Annotated in this window: 21 protein-coding genes and 2 pseudogenes; 11 read left to right on the top strand and 12 right to left on the bottom strand. The window is 71.1% G+C overall.

Going from position 1 to position 26,180, the window contains the following annotated elements; translation table 11 throughout:
- The coding region (locus Q1V88_RS02455) for an FtsX-like permease family protein (protein ID WP_300677419.1) at positions 1-1,176 on the top strand (1,176 nt) is incomplete at its 5' end.
- Positions 1,177-1,202: 26 nt separating this feature from the next.
- Here Q1V88_RS02455 and Q1V88_RS02450 read toward each other — a convergent pair.
- Genes Q1V88_RS02450 through Q1V88_RS02440 form a run of 3 tightly spaced genes read right to left on the bottom strand, consistent with a single transcriptional unit; the run spans position 1,203 to position 4,336 of the window.
- On the bottom strand, positions 1,203-3,443 hold the full coding sequence (locus Q1V88_RS02450; protein ID WP_300677416.1) for an LLM class flavin-dependent oxidoreductase: 2,241 nt from the start codon (positions 3,441-3,443) through the stop codon (positions 1,203-1,205).
- 40 nt (positions 3,444-3,483) lie between these two features.
- Complete coding sequence (locus tag Q1V88_RS02445) at positions 3,484-3,837, bottom strand: arsenate reductase family protein (RefSeq protein WP_300677414.1); 354 nt, start codon at positions 3,835-3,837, stop codon at positions 3,484-3,486.
- 37 nt (positions 3,838-3,874) lie between these two features.
- The gene (locus Q1V88_RS02440) at positions 3,875-4,336 is read right to left on the bottom strand and encodes a GNAT family N-acetyltransferase (RefSeq protein WP_300677412.1); all 462 of its coding nucleotides are present in this window, start codon (positions 4,334-4,336) and stop codon (positions 3,875-3,877) included.
- A gap of 60 nt (positions 4,337-4,396) precedes the next feature.
- Between Q1V88_RS02440 and Q1V88_RS02435 the strand changes: the two genes are divergently transcribed.
- Positions 4,397-5,173 (top strand): SDR family NAD(P)-dependent oxidoreductase, encoded by a 777-nt coding sequence (locus Q1V88_RS02435; RefSeq protein WP_300677410.1) that lies wholly within the window; start codon positions 4,397-4,399, stop codon positions 5,171-5,173.
- A 285-nt stretch (positions 5,174-5,458) separates the two neighbouring features.
- On the opposite strand, the gene Q1V88_RS02430 is transcribed toward Q1V88_RS02435, so the two are convergent.
- From Q1V88_RS02430 to trxA, 3 genes are all read right to left on the bottom strand, one after another.
- Positions 5,459-7,000, bottom strand: coding sequence for an SDR family NAD(P)-dependent oxidoreductase (locus Q1V88_RS02430; protein WP_300677408.1), 1,542 nt, complete (start codon positions 6,998-7,000; stop codon positions 5,459-5,461).
- Positions 7,001-7,019: 19 nt separating this feature from the next.
- On the bottom strand, positions 7,020-7,625 hold the full coding sequence (locus tag Q1V88_RS02425; RefSeq protein ID WP_300677406.1) for a TMEM165/GDT1 family protein: 606 nt from the start codon (positions 7,623-7,625) through the stop codon (positions 7,020-7,022).
- 68 nt (positions 7,626-7,693) lie between these two features.
- Positions 7,694-8,068 carry a thioredoxin gene (trxA, locus tag Q1V88_RS02420; RefSeq protein ID WP_300677404.1) on the bottom strand — a complete coding sequence of 125 codons (375 nt, stop codon included), beginning with the start codon at positions 8,066-8,068 and terminating at the stop codon, positions 7,694-7,696.
- A gap of 84 nt (positions 8,069-8,152) precedes the next feature.
- On the opposite strand from trxA, the gene Q1V88_RS02415 reads away from it, so the two are divergent.
- The gene (locus Q1V88_RS02415) at positions 8,153-9,499 is read left to right on the top strand and encodes an aminotransferase class V-fold PLP-dependent enzyme (protein ID WP_300677402.1); all 1,347 of its coding nucleotides are present in this window, start codon (positions 8,153-8,155) and stop codon (positions 9,497-9,499) included.
- 160 nt (positions 9,500-9,659) lie between these two features.
- On the opposite strand, the gene Q1V88_RS02410 is transcribed toward Q1V88_RS02415, so the two are convergent.
- Entirely contained in the window at positions 9,660-11,684 is a 2,025-nt protein-coding gene (locus Q1V88_RS02410; protein ID WP_300677400.1) for a hypothetical protein, read from the bottom strand.
- A gap of 67 nt (positions 11,685-11,751) precedes the next feature.
- Between Q1V88_RS02410 and leuS the strand changes: the two genes are divergently transcribed.
- Positions 11,752-14,226, top strand: a complete 2,475-nt coding sequence (gene leuS, locus Q1V88_RS02405) for a leucine--tRNA ligase (protein ID WP_300677399.1) — start codon at positions 11,752-11,754, stop codon at positions 14,224-14,226.
- A gap of 6 nt (positions 14,227-14,232) precedes the next feature.
- Positions 14,233-15,093 carry a DegV family protein gene (locus tag Q1V88_RS02400; protein ID WP_300677421.1) on the top strand — a complete coding sequence of 287 codons (861 nt, stop codon included), beginning with the start codon at positions 14,233-14,235 and terminating at the stop codon, positions 15,091-15,093.
- An 8-nt stretch (positions 15,094-15,101) separates the two neighbouring features.
- On the opposite strand, the gene Q1V88_RS02395 is transcribed toward Q1V88_RS02400, so the two are convergent.
- Positions 15,102-15,446, bottom strand: a complete 345-nt coding sequence (locus Q1V88_RS02395; RefSeq protein WP_300677397.1) for a hypothetical protein — start codon at positions 15,444-15,446, stop codon at positions 15,102-15,104.
- A gap of 237 nt (positions 15,447-15,683) precedes the next feature.
- Here Q1V88_RS02395 and Q1V88_RS02390 point away from each other — a divergent pair, with 237 nt between their 5' ends.
- From Q1V88_RS02390 to holA, 3 genes are read left to right on the top strand one after another with little or no spacing between them, the layout of a single operon-like run.
- Positions 15,684-16,580 (top strand): ComEA family DNA-binding protein, encoded by an 897-nt coding sequence (locus tag Q1V88_RS02390; protein ID WP_300677395.1) that lies wholly within the window; start codon positions 15,684-15,686, stop codon positions 16,578-16,580.
- A 5-nt stretch (positions 16,581-16,585) separates the two neighbouring features.
- Positions 16,586-18,970: a ComEC/Rec2 family competence protein gene (locus tag Q1V88_RS02385; RefSeq protein WP_300677394.1), complete on the top strand. Its 2,385-nt coding sequence runs from the start codon at positions 16,586-16,588 to the stop codon at positions 18,968-18,970.
- 43 nt (positions 18,971-19,013) lie between these two features.
- Positions 19,014-19,994: a DNA polymerase III subunit delta gene (gene holA, locus Q1V88_RS02380; RefSeq protein WP_300677392.1), complete on the top strand. Its 981-nt coding sequence runs from the start codon at positions 19,014-19,016 to the stop codon at positions 19,992-19,994.
- A 219-nt stretch (positions 19,995-20,213) separates the two neighbouring features.
- On the opposite strand, the gene rpsT is transcribed toward holA, so the two are convergent.
- Together rpsT and Q1V88_RS02370 are read right to left on the bottom strand one after the other, a co-directional pair.
- Positions 20,214-20,474, bottom strand: coding sequence for a 30S ribosomal protein S20 (gene rpsT / locus Q1V88_RS02375; protein ID WP_300677391.1), 261 nt, complete (start codon positions 20,472-20,474; stop codon positions 20,214-20,216).
- Between the two features lie 159 nt (positions 20,475-20,633).
- Complete coding sequence (locus Q1V88_RS02370; RefSeq protein ID WP_300677389.1) at positions 20,634-21,602, bottom strand: phosphotransferase; 969 nt, start codon at positions 21,600-21,602, stop codon at positions 20,634-20,636.
- Positions 21,603-21,628: 26 nt separating this feature from the next.
- On the opposite strand from Q1V88_RS02370, the gene Q1V88_RS02365 reads away from it, so the two are divergent.
- Entirely contained in the window at positions 21,629-22,603 is a 975-nt protein-coding gene (locus Q1V88_RS02365; RefSeq protein ID WP_300677386.1) for a hypothetical protein, read from the top strand.
- A 22-nt stretch (positions 22,604-22,625) separates the two neighbouring features.
- Positions 22,626-24,539, top strand: coding sequence for a translation elongation factor 4 (lepA, locus tag Q1V88_RS02360; RefSeq protein WP_300677384.1), 1,914 nt, complete (start codon positions 22,626-22,628; stop codon positions 24,537-24,539).
- A 39-nt stretch (positions 24,540-24,578) separates the two neighbouring features.
- Here lepA and Q1V88_RS02355 read toward each other — a convergent pair whose 3' ends face one another.
- Positions 24,579-25,073, bottom strand: a complete 495-nt coding sequence (locus tag Q1V88_RS02355; RefSeq protein ID WP_300677381.1) for a DUF1707 and DUF4190 domain-containing protein — start codon at positions 25,071-25,073, stop codon at positions 24,579-24,581.
- 300 nt (positions 25,074-25,373) lie between these two features.
- Between Q1V88_RS02355 and Q1V88_RS02350 the strand changes: the two are divergent.
- A pseudogene (locus tag Q1V88_RS02350) lies at positions 25,374-25,832 on the top strand (radical SAM protein); the annotation flags it as partial.
- Positions 25,833-25,922: 90 nt separating this feature from the next.
- On the opposite strand, the pseudogene Q1V88_RS02345 reads toward Q1V88_RS02350, so the two are convergent.
- Positions 25,923-26,153 (bottom strand): annotated as a pseudogene (locus tag Q1V88_RS02345) (radical SAM protein); the annotation flags it as partial.
- Positions 26,154-26,180 lie beyond the last annotated feature (27 nt).

Below are 26,180 nucleotides of genomic sequence, written 5' to 3'. Positions count from 1 at the left end.
GTCGACGGTGTCGCGGACGTGACCGCCATGCACGGCGGCACCCTGCACGTCGGGGACACCACCGTGACCGCGCTCGCGGTGACCGGCCGCGAGGCGGCGCTGCGGGGCGGCACCACGGCGGTGCTGATCGGGTTGGGCTCGATCAGCAGGTCCCTGGACACCGAGATGGCGAAGAGCTACCCGCTCGACCTGACCGTGACCACCTCGGCGACCGGCTTCGGGCCCGACGCCATCTCCGCGATCCGCAAGGTCGACGGTGTCGCGGACGTGACCGCCATGCACGGCGGCACCCTGCACGTCGGGGACACCACCGTGACCGCGCTCGCGGTGACCGGCCGCGAGGCGGCGCTGCGGGGCGGCACCACGGCGGCCGACGAGCGGTTCGACGGGGTCGACGCCCGGGTCGGGTTCGACCTGGCCGGCTCCTTCGGTGGCCTGAAGGACACCAGTGCCGCCACCGGGAGTGGGCTGGTGATGCCGGTCGAGGCGGGCAGCCGCGGTGGGAAGGTCACCAACGTCGCGACGGCGTACGGCGACGAGTACGGCACCGACGTGGTCGCGATGCGTCCGGCAGCCCTGGCCCGGCTGCTGGGCACCACGCCGCAGGCCCTGGCGGGCACCACCCCACGGGCGCTGTGGATCCGGGCCGCCGACGGGGCCAACGCCTCGGACCTGCAGACCGCGATCATCAGTGCCGCCTCCAAGGCGGGGATGACGGTGACGGTGGCGGGGGACTACGACAAGCGCAGCTTCATCACCCGGCAGGTCCGGGTGATCAGCGTGGCCGTCGTCGGCCTGCTCGGCGTCGCCGTCGTGATCGCCCTGATCGGGGTCGGCAACACCCTCGGTCTCTCGGTGGTCGAGCGGACCCGGGAGAACTCCCTGCTGCGGGCGATGGGCCTGACCCGCGGCCAGCTTCGTGCCACCCTGGCCTGGGAGGGGGTGCTGCTCTCGCTGGCGGCGACCCTGATCGGGATCGTGGTCGGGGTCGGCTTCGCCCTCGTCGGCGTCGAGGTGCTGATCGGCTCGCTCTCGGTCGACACCAGCATCGCGGTGCCGTGGGCGGCGCTGGTGGTGATGGTCGTGGTCGCGGTCCTGGCCGGGGTGGTGGCGAGTCTGGTGCCGAGCCGGCGAGCGGCCCAGATCAGCCCGGCGGCCGGACTCAGCATCGGCTGACCGGTTCGGGGGTGTGGGGCGCTGCCTCACACCCCCGTCGGGTCGATGAAGAAGTTGTCCCGGAACAGCCCGGTCGGATCGACCTGCCGCTTGAGGTCGCGCAGCCGAGCCAGGTGCGCCGGCGGGAAGGCGCGCTCGACCACCTCAGTGCCCAGGTCGGACTCGAAGCTCAGGTACATCCCGTCGAAGAACGGCACCAGCCGCGCCCACCACTGGTCCAGGCCGCTGTCGCGGGTGCCGATCGCCGACAGCGCGAAGTTCGCCGACCGACCCGCCCAGGCAGTCGCCTCGGCGGGGACGTCGGCCACGGCACCCCCGACGGCACGGATCTGGAGGAAGTACGTCGCCCGGGCCGCCAGCATCGCCGCCAGCTCGGCCCCCAGGTCCGGGGTCAGATGATCGACCAGACCCGAGTGCGCCAACGGCTCGCCCTGACCGGCCTGGGGTGCCTCGCTGGTGAACGCCTCCATCACCTGGGCGTAGGTGACCAGCGCCACCGACTGCTCCAGCAGCGGGGCGATCTGGGCGATCGGCTGGAGCCGGTCGATGATCGTGTCCGGGTCGTCGGAGTCGACCACCAGCATCGCGTGGGCGATCCCACGGCTGCCCTGGGGCGGACCCATCGTCAGGGCACCGGTGACCGACCGGTCGGCCGCCTCGATCGCCCTGCCCCAGGTGGTGAGGAAGTCGGCGGTGCCGGGACCGTCCCCGGTCGCGAAGGTGAACTGGGCGAACGCGACGTGCCCGACGTGGTCGGCACGGAACTCGAAGGAGACCACGATGCCGAAGTTCGCCCCCGCCCCGCGCATGCCCCAGAACAGCTCGGGCCGCTCCTCGGCGCTGGTGTGCACCAGCGTCCCGTCGGCCAGCACCACCTCCATCCCGGTGACGTGGTCGATGGTCAGGCCGTGCTCACGGGCCAGCCAGCCGACCCCGCCCGCCGTCGCGAGCCCGCCGACACCGACGCCCCCGGAGTCGCCGCTGGAGATCGCCAGCCCGTACGGCGCCAGGGCGCGGGCCACGTCGACCCAGCGCGCTCCGGGGCCGATCCGGACGTGCCCCGCCTCGGCGTCGACCACCTCGATGTGGCGGAAGGCGCCCACGTCGATCACCAGGCCGCCGTCGTTGATCGAGCGGCCCGAGATGCCGTGACCGACACTGAAGACACCCAACGGCAGGTCGCGGTGGCGGGCCGCGAAGACCACCGCCTCGCCGACCTCCTCGGCGGTGGTGGGGCGCAGCACCAGGCCCGGTGCCCCACCCCGCAGGTAGCTCGACGTGTAGCGCACCCACTCCGGGTCACCCGGTTCCACGGCGCGGTCGCGCAGGGCCTCGGGGAGATCGTCGTACGCGATGCCGGGGCGGCGCTTGGCCAGGGCGGTCGCTGAGCGGAACCGTCCTGCGGGCGGCGTACCGGCGCTGTCACGGCCTGCGGCGACCGCGTCGTGCACCGCAGGGATCACCTCGGTGGCGAAGTGCTGCAGCGTCCCGGGGTCGTCGGTGGCGAGGATGAAGGTGCTGACGCCGTGGCGCAGGGTGAGGTCGGTGAGCTCGGTGGCGCTCTGCTGCGCGGTGATGTTGAGCAGCCTGACGATCTCGCGCGGATCGCGTCCGGCACCCTGAGCGGCCTCGTCGATCACCTGCTGACCGCGCTCCAGGTCGCCGGGCTTGAGGTAGGCCAGGGAGGGCAGCCAGCCGTCGGCCTTGGCGCCGAGCAGGCGCAGCATCCGCGGCTTGAGGGCGCCCAGCCAGATCGGGATGGCGTGCGCGGGGGCCGGACCGCGCTTGGCGCCGCCGACGTGATGGAACTCGCCGCCGGCGTGCAGGGGGCGGTGCTCGGCGACGTCCCAGATGCCGCGGATCACGTCGATGCCCTGGCTCAGTGCCTCCACCGACTCACCCGGCGTGAGCCGGTCACCGCCCATCGCCACGATCGGGTCCCAGAAGCCGCCCGCGCCCAGGGCGAGGCTGACCCTGCCCTCGCTGAGCAGGTCGAGGCTGGCCGCGGCCCGGGCGAGCACGGCGGGCTGGCGCAGCGGCAGGTTGAGCACGTTGCCCGACAGGTGCACGCGCTCGGTGCGCGCCGCCACCCAGGAGAGCAGGGTCCAGGCGTCGAGGAACGCGGGCTGGTACGGATGGTCCTGGAAGGTGACCAGGTCGTAGCCGAGCTCCTCGCTCAGCACCGCCAGCCTGACCGGCTGCTCGGCCGGGGCGTTGAGCGGCGTGAGGAACGTTCCGAACCGCAGCGGATGTCCGTAGTCAGGCACCCGTCCAGCATCCGCGCTGTCCCGGTGCCGATCAAGGGGCTCAGTCGAGGAGTTCGAGGACCTTCTCGACCGGCCGGGCCAGCACGGCGCGGTCGCCGCGCACGACGATCGGGCGCTGCAGCAGGGCCGGGTGCTCGACGATCGTGGCGATCAGCTGGTCCTCGGTGAGGCTGGTGTCGGCCAGCCCGAGCTCCTTGTACTCCGGCTCGCGGGTGCGCAGCACCTCGCGCGCGCTCAGCCCCGCCTTGGCCAGCAGGTCGCGCAGCTCGTCGGCCTCGAGCCCGAGGACCTGGTAGTTGACCTTGTCGTAGTCGATGCCGTGCTCGCGCAGCAGCGTGGCGAGCTTGCGGCAGGTGGTGCAGGTCGGCTTCTCGTAGACGGTCAGGTCGCTCATGGGACCAGTCTGGCAGGGGGTGGGACGCCGAGCGGTCTCAGGAGAGCGCCAGCACCATGAAGACGCTGTTCGGGTCCTCGACGTACGCCGCGAACGGCGGGCACTCCACGAAGCCGTGCCGGGCGTAGAGCCGCCGCGCGGGGGCGAAGTAGTCCTCGGTGCCGGTCTCCAGCAGCACCTCCGCGGCCCCGGCACGGCGCGCCTGCTCCAGCAGGTGGGCCAGCATCGAGGCACCCACACCCTGCCCGCGTACGGCGGCCACGGTCCGCATCGACTTGAGCTCGACCTGGCCGTGCCCGAGTGTCTTGATCGCCCCGGTAGCGCGCAGCTCGACGCCCTCCCAGGCGCTCCAGAACGCGATCTCGGGCGCCTGCAGGGCGCTGAGGTCGAGGGCGTGCACCGACTCGGCGGGGGAGGTGGCGTACATGTCCTCCAGATGCTCGTTCAGCAGCGCGATCACGGCGGGGTGGGTGAGGGCGTCGACTTCGAACCGGAGCATGGGTCCAGGCTACCGAGGCGGCGAACTAGAACGCGTTCTGATTTTCGCTACAGTGGGCGCATGGAACTCACTGGATCTTCAGCCATCGTCACCGGCGGTGCCTCCGGCATCGGTGCCGCCGTCGCCCGGGCCCTCGCGGCCCAGGGTGCCACCGTCGTCGTCGCCGACCTGCAGGCCGACAAGGGTGAGGCCCTGGCCGCCGAGATCGGCGGTGTCTTCGCCCAGGTCGACGTGACCGACACCGCTCAGATCGGTGAGGCGGTCGCCGTCGCCAGCCAGATCGCGCCGCTGCGTGCCGTGGTCAACTCCGCCGGCATCGGCTGGGCCCAGCGCACCATCGGCCGCGACGGCACCCTGGAGTCGGCGCACTCTCTGGAGGCCTTCACCAAGGTGATCGGGATCAACCTGATCGGCACGTTCGACATGGTCCGCCAGGCCGCCACGGTGATGTCGACCAACACCCCCGACGAGGACGGCTGCCGGGGCGCGATCGTCAACCTCGCGTCCGTCGCCGCGTTCGACGGACAGATCGGGCAGGCGTCGTACTCGGCGTCCAAGGGTGGCGTCGTCGGGATGACCCTCCCGGTCGCCCGGGACCTCTCCTCGGCCGGCATCCGGCTCAACACCGTCGCCCCCGGCCTGATCGACACTCCGATCTACGGCGAGGGCGAGGCTTCGGAGGCGTTCAAGGCCAACCTCGGCTCCAACGTGCTCTTCCCCAAGCGCCTCGGCCGCTCCGAGGAGCTCGCCTCGATGGTCGTGGAGTGCCTGACCAACTCGTACCTGAACGCCGAGGTGATCCGCGTCGACGGCGGCATCAGGATGCCCCCCAAGTAGCCGACTTCCGGGTTCACCACCGCCGAGATCCGGGTTCGCCACCCGCGAAGTCCGGGTTCACCACCCGCGAAGTCCGGGTTCGCCACGGTCGACTTCCGGGTTCGCCACGGTCGAGTTCCGGGTCTGCCACGGTCGACTTCCGGGTTCGCCACCAGTGTGGTGGTGAACCCGGAACTCGGTGGTGAGTAACCCGGATCTCGATGGTGGGTAACCCGGACTTCGCGGGTGGTGAACCCGGACTTCGCGGGTGGTGAACCCGGATCTCGGCGGTGGTGAACCCGGATCTCACCAGGGGGAGGGCTGGTAGTCCTTCAGGAAGCAGCCGTAGAGATCAGTGCCGTTCTCACCCTGCACGATCGGGTCGTAGACCCGGGCGGCACCGTCGACCAGGTCGAGCGGGGCGTGCCAGCCCTCGGCGGCGATCCGCAGCTTCTCCTCGTGCGGGCGCTCGTCGGTGATCCAGCCGGTGTCGACGGCGGTCATCAGGATCTGGTCGGTCTCGAAGTACTCGCCCGCCGAGGTCCGCGTCATCATGTTGAGGGCGGCCTTGGCCATGTTGGTGTGCGGGTGACCCGGGCCCTTGTAACGCCGGGAGAACTGCCCCTCCATCGCCGACACGTTGACGATGTACGCCCGACGAGCCCCCGCAGCGACCGCGGCGCGCATCGCCGGACGCAGCCGGGAGTTGATCAGGAACGGCGCGATCGAGTTGCAGAACTGCACCTCGAGCAGCTCCAGCGGGTCGACCTCGTCGAGCACCTGGGTCCAGGAGTTGTTGGTCTGGATGTCGGGGATCAGGCCGCCGGCGTCGATCGCCGTGCCCGCCAGGTGGGCCTCCAAGGAGGCCTGGCCCGCGGTGAGGGCGAGCTGGGTGAGCTTGGCGGCGTTGAGAGCCTCCAGGGCCGCCTCGGAGCTCTCACCGTCGTGGTGGGCGATCTGGGTCGCCGACAGCGCCCCGGCCAGTGCGGCCGGGTGGGCCTCACTGATCCGGTCGAAGGTCAGCATCTCCGGCATCTCCAGCCCGCTGGGCAGGGGCGCCAACGGTGCCGTCTCGCCCTCGATCAGGTGGGTGTAGGCGCCCGGGAGACGGCGTACGGTCTGGCAGGCGTTGTTCACGATGATGTCGAGCGGCCCGGCGGCCGCGACCTCGTCGGTGAGGGCGACCACCTGGGTGGGGTCGCGCAGGTCGATGCCGATGATCTTGAGCCGGTGCAACCACTCGGCGCTGTCCTCCATCGCGGCGAAGCGACGGACCGCGTCCTTGGGGAAGCGGGTGGTCAGGGTGAGGTGGGCACCGTCGCGCAGCAGCCGCAGCGCGATGTACATCCCGATCTTGGCGCGGCCGCCGGTGAGCAGGGCGCGCTTGCCGGTCAGGTCGGCGTGCTGGTCGCGCTTGGTGTGGCTCATCGCCGCGCAGGAGGGGCACAGGCCGTGGTAGAACGCGTCGACCAGGGTGAAGTCGGCCTTGCAGATGTAGCACCCGCGCGCGGTCAGCAGCTCCCCGGCGAAGGCGCCCTGGGCGTTGGAGACCAGGGGGATGCCGGCGGTCTCGTCGTCGATCCGCATCGCCGACCCGGTGGCGGTCTTCTCGATGATCTCGCGGTCGTGGGTGGCACGCCCCTCGCGGATCTCGGTGCGCCGAGCCTTCTTGATCAGCTTCCACATGTACCCGGTGGCGTGCTTGACCGTCCGCACGTCCTCGTGCTCCGGCGGCAGCTTGTGCAGTGAGGCCAGCACCTCCAGAGTGACGGCCAGCTTCTCCGGGTCGATCCGGTCGAGGGTGCCGAACTCCTCGGTGTGGGGGTTCGTGTTCGGGTTCGTGGACATGCGGGTGCCTTCGGGTGGATCAGTCGAGGATGCCGACGATGGTGATGATCGCCAGGATCACCATCACCACGGCGGCGATACGGGTGATGGTCCGCATCGGGATCACCTTGAGCAGGGTCTTGCCGAAGAGCATCGCGGTCAGCGCGACACCCCACAGACCCAGGACGGCACCGATGCCGACCGAGAGCGGGTCGTCGTACTTGGCCGACAGGTTGGCGGTCATGATCTGGGTCAGATCGCCCCACTCGCCGATGAAGATGACACCGAAGCCGAGGCTGGCGACCTTCCAGAACGAGCGCTTGGACTCGGCGGCGTCGAGCTCGGCCTCCTCGGCCTCTTCCTCCTCCTCGAGGTCCTCGGACCCCTCGCGCCAGATCAGCACCGCGCCGAGCAGGAAGAGCACGGCGACGACGGCCTCGACCGCGTTGTGCGGCAGCAGCGTCAGCACCTGACCGGCCGCGACGGCGATCACGACGTGGACCACGAATGCGGCGGCGACCCCGGCGAACACCCAGCGCAGCGGGAACTTCGTGCCCAGCACCAGCGAGGCGATCGCGGTCTTGTCGGGCAGCTCGGAGACGAAGATCAGGGCGAAGACGGTAAGGAGGACGCCGATATCAAGCACCGGTCAAGGTTAGGGGAGGCTCCGCCCGAGCGGAGCATCGGTGACGCCGTCGTACGACGTCACCCGGATCACTCCGTGGCAGCCTCGGCCTCGGCGGCAGCGGCCTCGATGGCGGCCTCGACATCGAGCCCGACGACGGCCTCGATCACCTGCGACAGCGCCTGGGCGGGCAGGGCGCCGGGCTGGGAGAACACCAGGTGGCCCTTCTTGAACGCCATCAGTGTCGGGATCGAGGTGATCTGGGCGGCTCCGGCGAGCGCTTGCTCGGCCTCGGTGTCGACCTTGCCGAAGACGATCTGGGGGTGCTCCTCGGAGGCAGCGCCGTAGACCGGGCTGAACTGGCGGCACGGGCCGCACCAGGAGGCCCAGAAGTCGACGAGGACGATCTCGTTGTCGAGGACGGTCTGCTCGAAGGTGTCAGAGGTGAGGTCGATGGTGGCCATGTCAGTCCTAACCATCGCAGGCCCCGATCTCTTCCACCGGGCGCTGTGGTCAAAGTCCATCGATCTGGTCGTTAGAATCAGTGCATGTCGCTCGTCGCCGCTCCCGCTGAGATCCTTCCGCTCAAGCCGCTGATCGGAGCCGACACCAAGGTGCCCGTCCTGGACGGCTCGTGGGTGACCTACGTGAACCTCGACGGCGCGGCCAGCGCCCCGGCCCTGGAGAGCGTCGCGGCCCGCGTGGCCGAGGTGCTGCCCTGGTACGCCAGCGTCCACCGCGGCGCGGGCTACCTGTCCCAGGTCTGCACGGCCCTCTATGAGGAGGCGCGCGTCCAGATCGGCGACTTCGTCGGTGCCCGCGCCGACGACATCACCCTGATCACCCGCAACACCACCGACTCGATCAACCTGCTCGCCAGTGTCGTGCCGGGCAAGGTCCTGGTCGTCGACGTCGAGCACCACGCCAACTTCCTGCCCTGGCAGTCCCATCCCCAGGGCGTCACGATCGTGGTCGGATCGCCGACCGTGGCCGGCACCCTGGACCGGATCGAGGCCGAGCTGGAGGGTGACTCCTACGCCCTGGTCGCCGTCACCGGTGCCTCCAACGTGACCGGGGAGTCGCTGCCCCTGGACCGGGTGATCGCGATCGCCCACCAGCACGGTGCCCGCGTCCTGGTCGACGGCGCCCAGCTGCTGGCCCACCATCGCTTCTCCCTGACCGAGACCGACGCCGACTACGTCGCCTTCTCCGGGCACAAGCTCTATGCGCCGTACGGCGCCGGCGCACTGGTCGGCCGTCGTGACTGGCTCGACGCCGGACCGGCGTACCTGTCGGGCGGCGGCGCGGTGCGCAAGGTCCAGCTGCGTGACACCACCTGGGAGACGGGCGCGGCCCGGCACGAGGGTGGTACGCCGAACCTGATCGGCGCCGTCGCCCTCGCCCAGGCCTGCCAGACCCTGGCCGCCCTCGACGCCGAGGAGTGGACGCAGCACGAGGCGGCGCTGCGCACCCGGCTGGTCGACGGCCTCAACGCCATCGAGGGTGTCCGGATCGCCCGGCTCTGGGTCGACTCCGACGAGCCGATCGGTGTGGTCACCTTCACCATGGAGGACGCCGAGCCGGGCTTCGTGGCGGCCTACCTGTCGGCCGAGCACGGCGTCGGCGTGCGCGACGGCCGGTTCTGCGCCCACCCGCTGCTGGCCCGCCTGGACCTGCCGCTGGGAGCGATCCGGGTCAGCGTCGGCCTGGGAACCAGCGACGCCGACATCGACCGGCTGCTCGACGGCCTGCGCGACTTCGTGGCCGGGCGGATGGTCGGCGACTACCGGCTGGTGGATGGCCTGTGGCACCTGGAGAACGACTCCCGGCCGCTGCCGCAGATCGACGGGCTGCTCCGCCTGGCCGACACGGCCGGGCTCTGCACCCAGGACTAGTGGCTCGTGTCAGAAGTTGTTGGTCGGTTCGCCCACTCGGGGCACGCTCCTCGCTGCGTTGTCGAACACTCGACGGGCCTCCGGCCCGCCTTCGGTCCTCCGCCTTGCGAGGCACGCACCCCGAGCACGCCAACCGTCCCAAAACTTCTGACACGAGCCACTAGGACACGCTCAGGGAGGCCAACCGCAGCTCGGTGGCCCCGGCGCCGAAGGTCAGCACCAGGCGTCCGCCCCAGCTCGCCGCGACCTCGGCCGGGATCTGGGCACTGACCCCGTCGGCCTCCGGCGTCAGGGTCAGCGGCGTGCCGTTGACCGAGATCGCGTCGATCGCCGAGCCCTGGGCGCGCAGCGTCAGCGCGCCCTCGTGCGGGGTCATGAAGCCGATCTGGGCCTGAGCACCGGGCAGCACCCGGGCGGCCTTGATGCTGGGGTGCTGGGTCCAGCCACCGAGCATCACCGTCGAGCCGCCACCGTCGCCGTCGAAGGTGATCGGGCCGGGGTCGGGGATCAGGACCAGCTCGCACCGGCTGACCGTCGACATGGTCAGGGTGCGCCACCACAGCCGACGGGTGATCGCGCCGAGCTTGGTGCAGTTCGTGCCGACGGTGGCCGAGCCCTGGTTCACCGCGAGGAACTCGGTCGGGCCGCCGTCCCAGTGGCCGCGGCGGGTGTCGTCGTACGCCGACAGCGGGCTGACCAGGATGGAGCCGCAGTCGTCGTTGGACTCCTCGGAGCGACGCAGGAACGCCCCGTGGGTGCGCGAGGGGGAGCAGGTCACGAACGCCCCGGCGGTGACCTCGGGCGCCAGCGCCCTGACGCTGGTGCGCCAGTAGTCGGTCTGCACCTGGAGCCGCCAGTCGTTCGACGTGATCGCGGGCACGAGGGCGTTCGCGGGCATCGACTCGAAGGAGTAGACGTAGGGGAAGAGCATCGCCGAGCCCACCAGCGGCACCGCCAGGCCGGCCACGGCCAGCCGCGGACCCCAGACCCGACGCCGGGCGATCAGGGCGCCGAGAGCGAGGGTGACCAGGATCGCCAGGCCGGGAGCGGCGAAGAGGAACTGCCGGATCCCGGTGTAGACGTTGGACTGGTGCACGATCGCGATCACCGGCAGCGCGAAGGTCTGCGCACCGACGATCAGCAGGATCGCGGCCCGGGCGTCGATGCCGGCGCCGAGGCGGCGCAGCAGGTGCCACGGGTCGACCCGGCGCAGCGCGATCCAGGTGCCGAACGCCCCGGCGATCAGCCAGCCGGTGGGCAGCTCGATGCCGAGGTAGAGGGGCAGGTACCACCAGCGACCGGGGGTGTCCCCGAAGTCGGCGGACTGGCTCACCGAGTGGGTCAGCGCGGCCACCGGGTGGGCGAAGACAGCCGGATAGACGGCCAGGAGGACGACGTACGCCGCCAGCCCGGCCCCGATCAGGGGCGCCAGCGCGAGGGTGATCGCCCGCAGGTCGACGCCGGGGCGCTCGGCGCTCGCGGTGCGCTGGGGGAGGGCGAGGGCGAGGATCGCGACCAGCACGGTCAGGGTGAGGCCGGGCCAGATCCCGGGGCGGGTGCCGATCGCCAGCACGAAGCCGGCTCCGATCGCGATCGCCCCGCAGATCCGGGCCAGCCGGGTGCGGCTCAGCTCGGCGGCGACCAGGAGTGCCGCGCAGCCGGCGGTGACCAGGGTGTAGCCGGTGGCCACCGGGATGTCCTTGACGTTGAACATGGCGTGCCCGGTCCAGGTCGGCACCGTCACCAGGACGGCCGCCGAGAGCAGTGCCCAGGAGCGACGCCGGGTGAGCAGGCCGGTGGTGACGGCGGTGGCGCCGACCCCGACCGCGGCGATCAGGGCGACGCCGACGTGGCGCAGGGCGTAGGCGTGCGCGCTGGCCGAGACCGACCCCCAGCCCTCGCCGCCCCACAACGCGGTCCAGCCGTGCAGCAGCAGTGCCGCGATCGGGCCGTAGACGTACTGCTGGTTCTCCCAGCTGCCGGGCTTGTTGCCGTCCAGGTCCTGGTCGAGCAGGTACCAGCCGTGATCGAGGTAGTTGCGCAGCCGGGTGACGTGGTAGCTCTCATCCCACGAGACGCCGGTCTGCCAGGCCCCGACCAGGGAGAGACCCACTCCCAGGACCAGGACGATCGCGGCCGACCAGACCACGAGACGGGGCAGACGCGGCATCTGGGGCAGGAGCACACCACAGATCTTGCAGGATCGACCTGTGCGCGACCGAGCCGGGACATCTCGGTAGGCTGGGACGGTTATGAGCGACGTGTCCCAGAGCCTCCCCGCCAGCGAGCCCACCCCTGAGTCCGAGGACGGCTACGACGCCACCAGCCTTCAGGCCAAGTGGCGTCCGGTCTGGGAGAAGCTCGACCCGTTCAAGGCGGGTCTGCGTCCCGAGGCGGAGAAGCGTTACGCGCTGACGATGTTCCCCTACCCGAGCGGTGACCTGCACATGGGTCACGCCGAGGTGATGGCGCTGCACGACGTCACCGCGCGGTACTGGTGGCAGCAGGGCTACGACGTGCTCAACCCGATCGGCTGGGACTCCTTCGGCCTGCCCGCGGAGAACGCTGCGATCAAGCGCAACGAGCACCCGGCGCAGTACACCTATGCCAACATCGAGACCCAGGCGGAGTCCTTCCACCGCTACGCGGTCAGCTTCGACTGGTCCACCCGGCTGCACACCTCGGACCCGGAGTACTACCGCTGGACGCAGTGGCTGTTCCTGAAGTTCCGTGAGTGGGGTCTGGCCTACCGGAAGAACTCCCCGGTGAACTGGTGCCCGGTCGACCAGACCGTGCTGGCCAACGAGCAGGTCCTGGCCGACGGCACCTGCGAGCGCTGCGGTGCGGTCGTGACCAAGAAGAACCTGACCCAGTGGTACTTCAAGATCACCGACTACGCCCAGCGTCTGCTCGACGGCATCGACACGCTCGAGGGCAACTGGCCCGACCGCGTCGTGGCCGCGCAGCGCAACTGGATCGGTCGCTCCGAGGGCGCCCACGTCGACTTCGTGCTCAACCTCGCCTCGGGGGAGACGAAGCCGATCACCGTCTTCACCACCCGCCCCGACACGCTGCCCGGCGCCACCTTCATGGTGGTCGCCGCCGACGCCGACCTGGCCGGCGAGATCGTCGCGCCGGAGCAGGCCGCCGCCCTGGAGGCCTACCGCGACGAGGTCAAGAAGGCCTCCGACATCGACCGTCTGGCCACCGACCGGCCCAAGACCGGCGTCGACCTGGGCATCACCGCGATCAACCCGGTCAACGGCGACGAGATCCCCGTCTGGGCCGCCGACTACGTGCTGGCCGACTACGGCACCGGCGCGATCATGGCGGTTCCCGCCCACGACCAGCGCGACCGCGAGTTCGCGGAGAAGTTCGACCTGCCGATCATTCCGGTGTACGACGACGCGGAATCGGAGGGAGGCGCCCCGGCGTACGACAAGGCCGGTGCCATCGCCGACGCGATCGCGACGCTGGAGGAGCGCGGCACCGGCTCGGGCACCGTCAACTACCGGCTGCGTGACTGGCTGCTGTCGCGCCAGCGCTTCTGGGGCGCGCCGATCCCGATCATCCACTGCCCGGCGTGTGGCGAGGTACCGGTCCCCGAGGACCAGCTGCCGGTGCGCCTGCCCGACAACGTCACCGGTGCCGACCTCAAGCCGAAGGGCTCCTCGCCCCTGGCCGCGGTCGAGGACTGGGTCAACGTGTCGTGCCCGCAGTGCGGTGGTGCGGCCAAGCGTGACTCCGACACGATGGACACCTTCGTCGACTCGTCGTGGTACTTCCTGCGCTACGTCTCGCCGAACCTGGACACCGCGGCGTTCGACGTCGAGGCGATGCGGCAGTGGGGCCCGATCGACCAGTACGTCGGCGGCGTCGAGCACGCCGTGCTGCACCTGCTCTACAGCCGCTTCTTCTCCTACGTGCTGCACGACCACGGCTACCTGGACTTCGAGGAGCCCTTCACCCGGCTGATGAGCCAGGGCGTCGTGATCAACCAGGGCAAGAAGATGTCGAAGTCCCTGGGCAACGGCATCAACCTGGGCGAGCAGCTCGACGAGTTCGGTGTCGACGCGGTCCGCCTGACCCTGGTCTTCGCCGGCCCGCCGGAGGACAACATCGACTGGGCCGACGTCTCGCCCGACGGTTCGGTGCGCTTCCTCAAGCGCGCCTGGCGTCTGGCCGGTGACGTCACCTCCGAGCCCGGCGTCTCCTTCGCCGAGGGCGACGTGGCGCTGCGCCGGATCACGCACAAGACGCTGCACGAGGTCGAGCAGCTGATGACGACCTTCAGGTTCAACGTCGTCGTGGCCCGCACGATGGAGCTGGTCAACGCCACCCGCAAGGCGATCGACTCCGGGGCCGGCGCGGGCGATCCCGCCGTGCGCGAGGCCGCCGAGGCGGTCGCCATCCTGCTGTCGCTGGTGGCGCCGTACACGGCGGAGGAGATGTGGGAGCGGCTCGGCAAGAACCCCGATCACACCGTGACGGTCGCCCACGCCGGCTGGCCGACGGTGGACGAGGCGCTGCTGATCGATGACACCGTCACCGCCGTGGTCCAGATCAAGGGCAAGGTCCGTGGTCGTCTGGAGGTCTCGCCGTCGATCAGCGAGGCCGACCTGGAGGCTGCGGCGCTCGCCGACGCCGACGTGATCAAGGCGCTGGCCGGCGCGACGCCGATCAAGGTGATCGTTCGGGCTCCCAAACTCGTCAACATCGTGGTCTGATTGACCATGCCTCGCGTGGTGGTCGTCACTGATACCACCGCCGTCCTGCCCCCTGCGGTGGCAGCGGCGGCGGGGATCGAGGTCGTTCCGCTGCCCGTCGCGATCGGTGGGGTGACCCACCTCGACGGTGAGGACGGCACGGCCCCGGGCGACATCATCACCGCACTGACGGCACGTCAGTCGGTGAGTACGTCGCGCCCGGCGCCGGCCACGATGCTCGCGCTGTACGAGCGGCTGGCCGCCGAGGGTGCCGACGCGGTGCTCGCAGTGCACCTGACCGCCGAGATGAGCGGCACCATCGAGTCGGTCAGGATCGCCGCGCGGCGCTCCCCGATCGAGGTGCTCGCGGTGGACACCCGGATGGTCGGTCCCGGTGTCGGCTTCGCCGCCCTGGCCGGTGCGCACGCCGCCGCGGGCGGGGCGAGCCTGGCCGAGGCGGCCGAGGCCGTGATGGCGCGGGCCGAGCGGACGCGCTCCTACTTCTACGTCGACAGCCTGGAGTACCTGCGTCGCGGTGGCCGGATCGGCACTGCCTCGGCGTTGGTCGGCTCGGCACTGTCGGTCAAGCCGCTGCTGACCATCGACGACGGCCGCGTCGTGGTGAAGGAGAAGGTCCGGACCTCCACCCGCGCGCTGGCCCGGCTCGAGGACCTGACCGTCGAGGCGGCCGGCACCGGGCCGGTCGACGTGATCGTCGCGCACCTGGGCGCACCCGAACGGGCCGACGCGTTGGTCCGGGGGATCACCGACCGGCTGGCCGGTCAGATCGACCAGGTGGCCAAGGTGGTCGAGCTCGGTGCGGTGCTGGGGGCTCACGTCGGACCCGGGCTGGTCGCCACGTGTGTGGCGCCAGCGCTCGGGTCCTGAGGTCTGGCTCAGGCCTGGGGGAGACCGCCCGCCTGGATCACCTGGACCAGGGCCTTGGCGGCCTTCGTGGTCTTGAAGACGCCCAGGGCGCCCTCGAAGCGGGCCCCGCCCCAGCCAGGGGTGGCGTTGTACTTGCGATCACCCAGGGTCAGGCCGACGGTCTGTCCGCCGGTGACCAGCATCCGCTTGGCTGAGACCTGGGACAGGGGTGCTTCGTCGATGAGGGCCCCGTCGGTGCCCAGGAGGCGGAGTACGCCGGCCGTGGTGATGACCACCGAGCCGTGCTGCGCCAAGGGCTTGAGGCCCTTGCCGATCTGCGTATCCCCGAAGATCAGATCGTTGTTCTCGCTCATTCCTTTACCTTGTCATGGGTGGGGTGGGTGCGGGTTCACCGGTGTGCGGTTTCGGCGTGCCGGTCTCGGCGTGTTTGGCCGCGGGGTGTTGGTCTCGGCGTGCTGGCCGTGGTGGGTCTGTCGCTTCTGACGCAGGACGGACCCGGAAGCGTCCCCAGGCTGCTGCGCTGAGGGCGTTGTGCACAGGGCTGATCCGTGCCGGAGCGGTCGGTGACGAGTCGGACCTAGCGTCGCCGCATGCGCTCGGAGCTTCGCACGCGGCAGGAGGTGGTGGCCCACCGGCTGGCGTTGCTGTCCCGGGAGGGGGCTGCCCCGGAGGAGGTGGTCTCTGCGGGGGCGGTGCTGGGCGAGGCGGCCTCGGGTGAGGCCGGGCTGGCACCGCCGGTGCCCGACATCGGACGCCATGCGGAGAGACGACGGTGGCTGCCGGTGGCGCTGCGCGGCCCGGTGGGGATCGAGCCGTGGCACGTCGCGGTGATCGCCCTGGTAGCAGTGGTCGCCCTGGCGGGATGCTGCTGGTGGCTGTTGCGGCGGACCCCCGACGTGGTCGCCGCGGGGAGTCCGGCGGTGGTGTCGGCGCCCGCACTGACCGCGGCGGCGACGTCGGTGCCGGCGCCGTCATCGACTCCTGCGGTCGGGTCGGTCTCTGCTACTGGCGGCGCGGCGGGCGCGGGGCCTGCGGGAGCGCAGGGCTCGGTCACCGTCGATGTGGCAGGCAAGGTACGCCGTCCCGGCGTCCGCACCCTCCCGGCCGGCTCCCGGGTGATCGATGCCCTGCGTGCTGCCGGCGGGGCGCGGCACGGTGTCGATCTGTCGGGGCTCAACCAGGCCCGGCTGCTCGTCGACGGCGAGCAGATCCTGGTCGGGAAGGGGGCCGCGGCCGCAGCAGGATCGAGTGGTTCGACCGCGGCGAGCGGCGGCGGTGCCGGAACCACCTCCGGTGGCCTGGTCAACCTCAACACCGCGACGGCCGCGGAACTCGACACCCTGCCCGGAGTCGGGCCGGTGACGGCGCAGGCGATCCTCGACTACCGCACCCAGCACGGCGGGTTCGGTGCCGTCGGTGAGCTGCTCGACGTCGACGGGATCGGCGAAGCCACCCTGGCCAAGCTCGAACCGCACGTCACGGTGTGAGCCCGGTGAGCCCCGATCTGCGTGTCCCGCTGCTGGCCGCTGCGGCGTGGGTGGGCGCGCTGGCGGTGCTGGTGCTGCACGGCGTCGGGGTCCCACGGTGGGCCGTGCTCATCGTGGTGCTGGTCGGTGGCGGGCTGGTGGCTGGGGTGACGGTGTCGTGGCGACGGCAGCGGCAGCGGCGCGATGGAGCGGCGCCCAGGGGTGGGGCGGGGCGCAGGGGCGAAGCGGGCGCGTCGGGCAGTCAGGGGCAGGGCCTCGCGATGCTGGCAGCGGTCCTCGCGGTCACGTTCCTCGCTGCCGGGCTCGCGTCGGTACGCGTCACCGCCGCCGCCACGGACCCGGTCGCCCAGTGGGCGCAGCAGCGGCGTCTGGCGACGCTGAGCGGCACGGTGCGTAGCGATCCCCGGGTCCTCACCGGGGGCTTCTCCCGCAGCGTCGTGGTCTCGGTGCTCGTGCAGAAGGCCGAGGTCGACGGCGTACGGGCTTCGGTTCGGACCCTGGTGCGGGTGCTGGCGCCGCCTACCTGGACCTCGGTGCGGCTGGGGGAGCGGATCCGCTTCGTCGGCCGGCTGCGGCCCGCCGACGACCCCACCCAGAGTGCCGAGGTCAGGGTCGGGTCGGGGGACCGCTCAGCCCCGGAGCGCCTGGCCGAGCCGGGAGTCTGGTGGCGTGCCGCGGGCACGGTGAGAGCCGCGATCCGGGCCTCGGTCGAGGGGCGGCCCGCCGAGCGGGCGGCGCTCGTCCCGGCCCTGGTTGACGGCGACACCTCGGCGATCACGGCAGGGCTCTCCGCCGACTTCAAGGTCACCGGCCTCACCCACCTGCTCGCTGTCTCGGGCACCAACCTCACCCTGGTCGTCGGCGCGCTGCTCTGGCTGGCGCGGTGGTGCCGGGTGCGGGGACGGTGGCTGATCGTGGTCGGCGCGGCCGGGATCGTCGGGTTCGTGCTGTTGGCACGTACGGAGCCCAGCGTCGTCAGAGCCGCGGCGATGGGGACCGTCGGCCTGATCGCGATGTCGGCCAATGGCCGCCACCGCGGCCTGCGTGCCCTCGGCGTCGCGGTGCTCGCGCTGATCCTGGTCGACCCGGCGATGGCGGTCTCGATCGGCTTCGCGCTCTCGGTGCTGGCGACGGCCGGGATCCTGCTCGCGGCACCGGCCTGGCGCGACGCGCTCGCCCGGTGGATGCCCCGCTGGCTGGCCGAGGCGATCGCGGTTCCGATGGCTGCCCAGCTCGCCTGCACGCCGTTGATCGCAGCGATGTCGGGGCAGGTCAGCCTCGTCGCCGTGGCCGCCAACCTGCTGGCCGAGCCGGCGGTCGGGCCCGCGACGGTCCTCGGCCTGCTGGGCGGCATCGTCGGGGTGGTGTGGCCGCGGGGCGGACAGCTCTGCGGCTGGTGTGCCTCGTGGTGCGTGGCCTGGATCATCGCGGTGGCCCACCGTGGTGCCGCGATGCCGGGTGCCGAGATCGGCTGGGCCGTCGGCGCGGGAGCGATCGTGATGTTGACGGTGCTGGTGCTCGCGCTGCTGTTCTGGGCACCGGTGGTGGTGGGGCGCCGCTGGATCGGGGTGCTGGTGATGACCGTGATGGTCGTCGTGATCGGCGTACGGCTGCCGGGTGGGGCGTGGCCGCCACCGGGCTGGCTGCTGGTGATGTGCGACGTCGGGCAGGGCGACGGGCTGGTGCTCTCGGTCGCGGCCGGTACCGCGATCGTGATCGACGCCGGACCCGATCCGGCGCCGATGGAGCAGTGCCTGGACCGGCTCGGCGTGCGGCAGGTGCCCGTAGCGCTCTTCACCCACTTCGACGCCGACCACGTCGGGGGAGCCGAGGCGGTCTTCCACGGCCGCAGGGTGGGGCAGGTCTGGACGACGGTCCTGCCGGGGCCGGCGTACGGTCGAGGGCTGGTGCTCGACGCCGCCCACGCTGCCGGGATCGAGCCCCGACCCGCCCGCCAGGGAGAGACGTTCAGTGTCGGCCCGGTGACGGCCCAGGTGCTGTGGCCGCCGCCGACACTGCCCGCCGCGACCGACTCCAACGCCGGTTCGGTGGTGCTGCTGGTGCGCTGCCGTGGCGTGACGCTGCTGCTCGCCGGTGACGTCGACCCGGCCGCGTCGGCGCGGATCGCCCGGAGCGTGCCGGGGCTGCGGGTCGACGTGCTCAAGGTGCCCCACCACGGCAGCCGGTTCCAGGACGAGCCCTGGCTGACCTCGCTGCACGCCCAGGTGGCGTTGACCTCGGTCGGGGCGAAGAACACGTACGGTCACCCGGCGGCGTCGACACTGGATCCGCTCGGCCGCGCTGGTGCGGAGGTCTACCGGACCGATCAGGACGGTGGCCTCGCCGTGGTGCTCGGGGCGGACGGCCTCGAGGTGCGCACGGGCGGGTGAGCGAGGTGGGGCGGGAGACGCGAGGTGTGGGATCGTTGGGGTGATGAACGCTCCGACCGCCGCCCAGGTCCTCGGCCGGGTCACCCTCGTGACCGGCAAGGAGGAGTTCCTCTCCGAACGGACGGTCAGGTCGGTACGCCGTGCTGTGACCGATTACGACGCGGAGTCGGAGTTCTCCGAGGCGATGGCCTCGGACCTCACGCTGGCGACCCTGGGTGACCTGGCTGCTCCGTCCCTCTTCTCCTCGATCCGCTGCGTCGTCGTGCGCGCCCTGGAGAACCTGCCCGAGGAGTCGGTCGCCGGGCTGCTCGACTACGCCGCGGCTCCGGTCGACGACGTCGCTCTGGTGCTGGTGCACGGCGGTGGGGCCAAGGGCAGTGGCGTGCTGAACAAGCTTCGCAAGGTCAAGACCGTCACCGAGGTGAAGTCCGAGGAGCTGAAGGCCTCGGAGCTGCCGGGCTTCGTCACGCACGAGGTCCGCGGACACGGCGGCAAGATCGCCCCCGAAGCCGCGGCCGTGCTGATCGAGGCGGTCGGTCACGACCTGCGTTCTCTCGCCGCGGCCGCGCACCAGCTGGTCAACGACTTCCCCGACGGTGCGATCGGGGAGAGCCAGGTCAAGCAGTACTTCGGTGGCCGGGCCGAGGCGAAGTCGTTCGCCGTCGCCGACGCCGCCTTCGCCGGGCGTCGCCAGGTCGCCCTGGAGGAGCTGCGCTGGGCCCTGGACGGTGGCACCGCCGGAGTGCTCATCACCAGCGCGTTCGCCGGCAGCGCCCGCGGCCTGGCACGCCTGTCCGGGGCCCCGCGGGGTGCCCGCGACGCCGATCTGGCGCGGGAGGTCGGCGTACCGCCGTGGAAGCTGCGCAGCCTGCGCGACCAGCTCCGGGGCTGGACCCCCGACGGCCTCGCAGAGGCCATCCGCGCGGTCGCCCAGGCCGACGCCGACATCAAGGGTGCCGCGAGCGACGCGAACTACACCCTGGAGCGGCTCGTCCTGACCGTCACGGGCCTGCGCCGCCGCTGACCGCCGAATTCCGGGTTTCCCACCGCCGAGATCCGGGTTCGCCACGGCTGACTTCCGGGTTTGTCACCAACCGTCGTGGTGAACCCGGACCTCGCTGGTGGTGAACCCGGATCTCGCTGGTGGTGAACCCGGACCTCGCTGGTGGTGAACCCGGAAGTCGGCAAATGACGAATGGCCCGCCGAGAGATCGGCGGGCCATTCGGCTGAGAAGGTGTTACCTCAGAGCGAGGCGGCCTTCTTGAAGATCGAGGACTTGCGGTTGGCGGCCTGGTTGGCGTGGATGACGCCCTTCGAGGCGGCCTTGTCGAGCTTCTTGCCGGCAACCTTGGCGGCGGCCACGGCCACGTCCTTGTCGCCAGCCTCAGCGGCCTCGCGGAACTTGCGGACAGCGGACTTCAGCTCGGTCTTGACGGCCTTGTTGCGCTCGTTGGCCTTCAGGGCCTGCTTGTTGCGCTTGATCTGCGACTTGATGTTAGCCATGAGAGTCTCTTCAATCCTTGGGGGTTCGGTTCAGTTAGGTCTCTGTGCCACCAGAGGGGTGCGATCCGCCCGGCCCCTCGGGGAAATCAGAGGGGAGAGGCCTAACTGCGAACACGCGAGTCACCAGATTAGTGGAGTGGCAGCGGCAGGCTCAAATCGCTACGCCCCGGCGGCGCTCCAGCCGCGACGCTCGGCGAGCCAGGTCCAGCAGACCTCACCCTGCCACATCGCGATCTCGCGCAGCCACGGGGAGTTGGAGACCTTCGGCTGGGCGGCGGCGTAGAGGAAGTAGCCGGCCATCAACGCCAGTACGATGTCGATCGCCTCGGTCTCGACCGAGCCCAGCAGGGGATGGGCGGCGATCAGGGGCTCGACGTCGATCCCGTCGCCACGCGGGCCGATGAGGAGGGTGAGTGAATCGAGCCACTCGGCCCCCAGCGTCGCGAAGTTCCAGTCGCACAGCACCACCGAGCCATCGGGGCGCACGATCAGGTTGTCGTCGCGTACGTCGAAGTGGACCAGGGTGTCGCCGGCGGTCACCTCGGCGAACCGTGCGGCCAACGCCGCGGCCTCCTCGGCTCCGGGCATGTCGTCGTACTCGCGCAGGACGGTCGTCCACAGGGCCGGCCAGGCAGCGTACTCCTCGGCGAACGTGGTCAGTCCGATGCCGGGCGCAGGGGTGAGCTGGCGGGCGGTCTCGACCAGCATCGCGCTGGCGGCCTCCACCTGCTCGGGACGCCAGGGCCGGGCCGGGGCGTGGCCCTCGACGAACTCGAAGCCGAGGACCACCCAGGCGTCGGTGCCGCCGTCGTCCAGGGTCCACTTCAGCCGCGGGGCCGGCAGCCCCGGCGGCAGCGTGCGGGCGCGCTTGGCCTCGGTGCGGTACGACGCCGCCGCGTAGGGCTGAGCCTTGACCGAGGCGGCCTTGATGAAGTGCCGGGTGCCGTCGGCGCACAGCAGCACCGAGGCCAGGCCCGGGGTGTAGCCGCCGTCGCACGAGTACGCGTCGACCACCGTGGTGCCGATGGTGCGCTCGATCGCGCGGCGCAGGTGGGGCGGCAGGTGCACCCATTCCAGGCGCATCGCCGTCTCACCGTGGGGGATGTTCGTGGGGATCGGCGTCGGCACGGGTCTCAGGATGTCAGGATCGGTGCGTGCATGTGGCGTGGCGCGCGGCGATGGTCGTGCCGGTGTTGGTGCTCTCGGCCTGCGCCGGCGGTACGTCGACCCGCGAGCAGTCCGCCGGCACCCCGTCCGACTCCGCCAGCACCAGCGGCCCGAGCAGCACGACCGCGACCGCTGCGCCGCCGTCCACCACCCCGACCGCCCGGGCCGACGACCTCGCTCGACTCGCGGCCTCGGCCCAGGCCGCGGTCTCCTCCCTGCCCACGTCGAATCCCACGTCGGATCCCACGGCGAGCACCGCCACCGGTGCCACCATCGAGGGCGCCGACGTCAGCTGGCCGCAGTGCCCGAAGGGGATGGGGATCCCCGAACGCCGCACCCTGGGCTCGCCGATGCCGCTGGACTCGGCCCGCTTCGTGCTGTTCGGCCTCACCAACGGGCCGGGCAACACCTCGAACCCCTGCCTGGCCGATCAGGTCGCTTGGGCCCGTGCCCGGCACCTCGCGGTGGCGGCGTACTCGGTGATCAGCTGGCCCTCGGCCGACCAGCTCCGTACCCACGGCAGCCCGGCGAAGGCCGGGTACGCCCAGGCGATGGCGAACATCGCCACCCTCAAGGCGGCCGGCCTCACCACGCCGTCGATCTGGCTCGACGTCGAGCCGGTGCCGGACTTCGACTGGCCCAGTGGTGCGGGCGCGCTGGCGAAGAACGCCGCCGTGGTCAGGGCGGCGGCGCAGGCCTACGCCGACCAGGGCTTCCAGGTGGGCGTCTACTCCACCACGGCGTTGTGGCGCCGCGTCGTGGGCGACCTCTCCCTGGGGCTGCGCGAGTGGCGGGCGGCGGGCCACACCTCGCGCGCGGAGGCACTGGTCCGATGCGGCCCCGAGCGGTCCATCCAGGGCGGCACGGCGGTGCTGACGCAGTGGGTCGAAGCAGGCCGCGATCGCAACGTCACCTGCCCCGGCGAGGCGGCGTCGGTCGCGCTTTGGTTCCATCAGTATTGAGCGTGGAATGATGCGCGACATCATGAGCGTCCCGCAGCCTGGCAAGACGAATCCCGCGATCATCAGAAACTTCTGCATCATCGCGCACATCGACCACGGCAAGTCGACCCTGGCCGACCGCATGCTCGGCATCACCGGCGTCGTCGGCGACCGTGAGGCCAAGGCCCAGTACCTGGACCGGATGGACATCGAGCGTGAGCGTGGCATCACGATCAAGTCCCAGGCCGTCCGGATGCCGTGGACCGTCACCGCCGAGGCTGCGCAGACGCACGACATCGAGGCCGGCACCTACATCCTCAACATGATCGACACCCCCGGGCACGTCGACTTCACCTACGAGGTCTCCCGCTCCCTGCAGGCCTGCGAGGCGGCGATCCTGCTGGTCGACGCGGCGCAGGGGATCGAGGCCCAGACGCTGGCCAACCTCTACCTGGCGATGGGTGCCGACCTCACCATCATCCCGGTGCTCAACAAGATCGACCTCCCCAGCGCGAACGTGGAGAAGTACGCCCTCGAGCTGGCCAACCTGGTCGGCTGCGAGACCGAGGACGTGCTGCTCACCAGCGCCAAGACCGGTCTCGGCGTGGAGACGCTGCTCAACGAGATCGTCAAGCGCGTGCCCGCGCCGGTCGGCGAGGCCGACAAGCCGGCCCGTGCCCTGATCTTCGACTCGGTCTACGACACCTACCGCGGCGTGGTCACCTATGTCCGGGTCGTCGACGGCAAGCTCAGCAAGCGCGAGCGGATGCTGATGATGTCCACCCAGAGCGTCCACGAGACCCTGGAACTTGGCGTCATCTCCCCGGAGCCCATCCCGTCCGACGGCCTCGGCGCCGGCGAGGTCGGCTACGTCATCTCCGGGGTGAAGGACGTCCGCCAGGCCCGCGTCGGAGACACGATCACCACCTCGACCGGCGGGGCGAAGGAGCCCCTGGCGGGCTACGCGCACCCCAAGCCCATGGTCTTCTCCGGCCTCTACCCGGTCGACGGCGACCAGTACCCGGACCTGCGTGAAGCCCTGGACAAGCTCCAGCTCAACGACGCCGCCCTGGTCTACGAGCCGGAGACGTCCACCGCGCTCGGCTTCGGCTTCCGCTGCGGGTTCCTCGGCCTGCTGCACATGGAGATCGTCAGGGAGCGGCTCGAGCGCGAGTTCGACCTGAGCCTCATCTCGACCGCCCCGAACGTGGTGTACCGGGTCGTCATGGAGAGCGGCCGCCAGCTCACGGTCACCAACCCGGCCGAGTACCCCGGCGGCCTGGCGGGCTTCGCCCCGGAGGTCCCCGGCAAGGGCAACACCGGCGGCAAGATAGCCCAGGTCTTCGAGCCAGTCGTCAAGGCCACGGTCATCTCGCCGTCTGACTACATCGGCACGATCATGGAGCTGTGCCAGGGCCGCCGCGGCGTGCTCAAGGGCATGGAGTACCTGTCCACCGACCGGGTGGAGATCCGCTACACGATGCCGCTCGCCGAGATCATCTTCGACTTCTTCGACCAGCTCAAGAGCCGGACGCGCGGCTACGCCAGCCTCGACTACGAGCCAGAGGGCGAGCAGGTCGCCAACCTGGTCAAGGTGGACATCCTGCTGCAGGGCCAGCCAGTGGACGCGTTCAGCCAGATCGTGCACTCGGATAACGCCCGTGAGTACGGCCTGTCGATGACGGCCAAGCTCAAGGAACTCATCCCGAGGCAGCAGTTCGAGGTCCCGATCCAGGCGGCCGTCGGCAGCCGGATCATCGCCAGGGAGAACATCCGCGCGCTGCGCAAGGACGTCCTCGCCAAGTGCTACGGCGGCGACATCACCCGCAAGCGCAAGCTGCTCGAGAAGCAGAAAGAAGGCAAGAAGCGGATGAAGACGATCGGCCGCGTCGAGGTGCCGCAGGAGGCGTTCGTCGCCGCCCTGTCCACCGGCCAGGCGGAGAAGAACCCCAAGTAATCAGGGGATTCACGCACGGGGGGGCGCGTCCCCCGGAGATTAGCTGTGGCCGGCGACGCTGACCAGGATGATCAGGACCCACAGCGAGATCCACAGGTAGCCGAAGATGAGCCCGGCGATGGCCATCCCGTCGCCGCGCTCACCGGTTTTCCTGATCTGCCCGCGCGCGTAGTGCCCGAGTATGACCGCCGGGATGCCGCCGAAGAACGGGACGATGCCGCAGACCAGCGCGCCGACCGCGAACCCGTTGGTCCTCCTGACGTTGAGCGGCTGGTAGTACCCCGCCTGGTAGGGCGCGGGCGCCAGCGGCGGCCCGCCAGGCCCGACGGGCAGGTCGGCGACCAGGGCGTTCAGGTCCGCATAGGTCCGCGCGGACAGCACCCGGGCGGTCCGGTCGTCGAACTCGCCCTTCGTCAGCCGCCCTTCGGTGAAGGCGGCCTTGAGCACGTCCATCGTCCGGTCCCTGTCCGCGGCGGCGGCCAGCATCCCCGCATGGAGGTACCGTCCCGGCGGCGAGCCGTAGGGTACGGACACGGGGGCGTGCTGCGGCCCGTACGGCGGCGCGCCGTACGGGCCGCCGTAGGTCGGCGGCCCGTAGGCCGGGCGGGAAGGTACCGGAGGCGGCGGCGGCGTCGCCGGCATCCGCTTCGTCGGCACGGGCGGGGCAGCCGGCGTCGGCGGGATCGGCCAGGTCGACTGGAGCGGCTCCGTCGGCGGCATGGGGTCGGCCGGCGAGTCGGACGGCTGCGGAAAGCCGCTTGAAGCAGGCCCCGGATCTGAGGACACGAGTACCTCCCGCCTGTGTCGTTCCCATTACAGCTTATCCTCGCCTTTATGCCAGGAACGCTGCCGGAGGGTGAACCGGTTCCCGAGGACGGGTCGTTGCCGGCTAGCGCGACCCGAGGCTTCGGTGATGCCCCGTTCGGGGTTTACGTACACGTGCCGTTCTGCCGTACCCGGTGCGGCTACTGCGACTTCAACACCTACACCGCCACGGAACTGGGCGGCGGGGCCAGCCAGGCCGCGTATCCCGACCTGGTGACCAGCGAGATCGACCTCGCGGCAGGGGTGCTGCCCGAGACGAACGCGCAGGTCAGCGCGGTGTTCTTCGGCGGCGGCACCCCGACGCTGCTCGCCCCCGGCCAGCTGGGCCGGATCATCGCGGCGATCGACGGCAGCTTCGGCCTCGCGGCGGGCGCCGAGGTGACGGTCGAGGCCAACCCGGAAACCGTGGGGCCCGCCGAGCTGGCGCAGCTGCGGGCCGAGGGTGTGACCAGGCTCTCGTTCGGTATGCAGAGCGCGGTGCCCCACGTCCTGCGGGTGCTCGAATCCCGCCGCGCGGGCCCAGCGGACGCAGTCGGCGGGCCGGCCGGGCTCATGCTCGCGGTCAAGCACCCGCAGCACGTGCGGCACCGCGCTCTGCATACCGAACGAGAGCCTGGTGACCCCTTCGGCGCGCAGCTGCGCCAGCTCGGCGGGGCCCACGGTTTCCGGGTTGGCCTCGACCGTCACCTCGGCGTCCGCCGCGAGGCCGAAGCTGCCGTCGATCGCCGCGATGATCCGGCCCAGCTGGCCGGGGGCGAGCAGCGTCGGGGTGCCGCCGCCGAAGAACACCGCGCTGACCTGCGCGTTCGTCTCGGG

It is taken from the genome of Nocardioides sp. (assembly GCF_030150155.1).
GTDB lineage: Bacteria > Actinomycetota > Actinomycetes > Propionibacteriales > Nocardioidaceae > Nocardioides.
Note: the sequence above shows the minus strand (reverse complement) of the source record. Positions and strands in the feature narration are given on the sequence as shown.

Excerpts from the sequence above, each read along its gene's own strand:
- Q1V88_RS02445 (WP_300677414.1), bottom strand. The coding sequence starts at position 3,837 with ATGAGCGACCTGACCGTCTACGAGAAGCCGACCTGCACCACCTGCCGC.
- Q1V88_RS02440 (WP_300677412.1), bottom strand. The coding sequence starts at position 4,336 with ATGCTCCGGTTCGAAGTCGACGCCCTCACCCACCCCGCCGTGATCGCG.
- Q1V88_RS02435 (WP_300677410.1), top strand. The coding sequence starts at position 4,397 with ATGGAACTCACTGGATCTTCAGCCATCGTCACCGGCGGTGCCTCCGGC.
- Q1V88_RS02430 (WP_300677408.1), bottom strand. The coding sequence starts at position 7,000 with ATGTCCACGAACCCGAACACGAACCCCCACACCGAGGAGTTCGGCACC.
- trxA (WP_300677404.1), bottom strand. The coding sequence starts at position 8,068 with ATGGCCACCATCGACCTCACCTCTGACACCTTCGAGCAGACCGTCCTC.
- Q1V88_RS02415 (WP_300677402.1), top strand. The coding sequence starts at position 8,153 with ATGTCGCTCGTCGCCGCTCCCGCTGAGATCCTTCCGCTCAAGCCGCTG.
- leuS (WP_300677399.1), top strand. The coding sequence starts at position 11,752 with ATGAGCGACGTGTCCCAGAGCCTCCCCGCCAGCGAGCCCACCCCTGAG.
- Q1V88_RS02400 (WP_300677421.1), top strand. The coding sequence starts at position 14,233 with ATGCCTCGCGTGGTGGTCGTCACTGATACCACCGCCGTCCTGCCCCCT.
- Q1V88_RS02395 (WP_300677397.1), bottom strand. The coding sequence starts at position 15,446 with ATGAGCGAGAACAACGATCTGATCTTCGGGGATACGCAGATCGGCAAG.
- Q1V88_RS02390 (WP_300677395.1), top strand. The coding sequence starts at position 15,684 with ATGCGCTCGGAGCTTCGCACGCGGCAGGAGGTGGTGGCCCACCGGCTG.
- holA (WP_300677392.1), top strand. The coding sequence starts at position 19,014 with ATGAACGCTCCGACCGCCGCCCAGGTCCTCGGCCGGGTCACCCTCGTG.
- rpsT (WP_300677391.1), bottom strand. The coding sequence starts at position 20,474 with ATGGCTAACATCAAGTCGCAGATCAAGCGCAACAAGCAGGCCCTGAAG.
- lepA (WP_300677384.1), top strand. The coding sequence starts at position 22,626 with ATGAGCGTCCCGCAGCCTGGCAAGACGAATCCCGCGATCATCAGAAAC.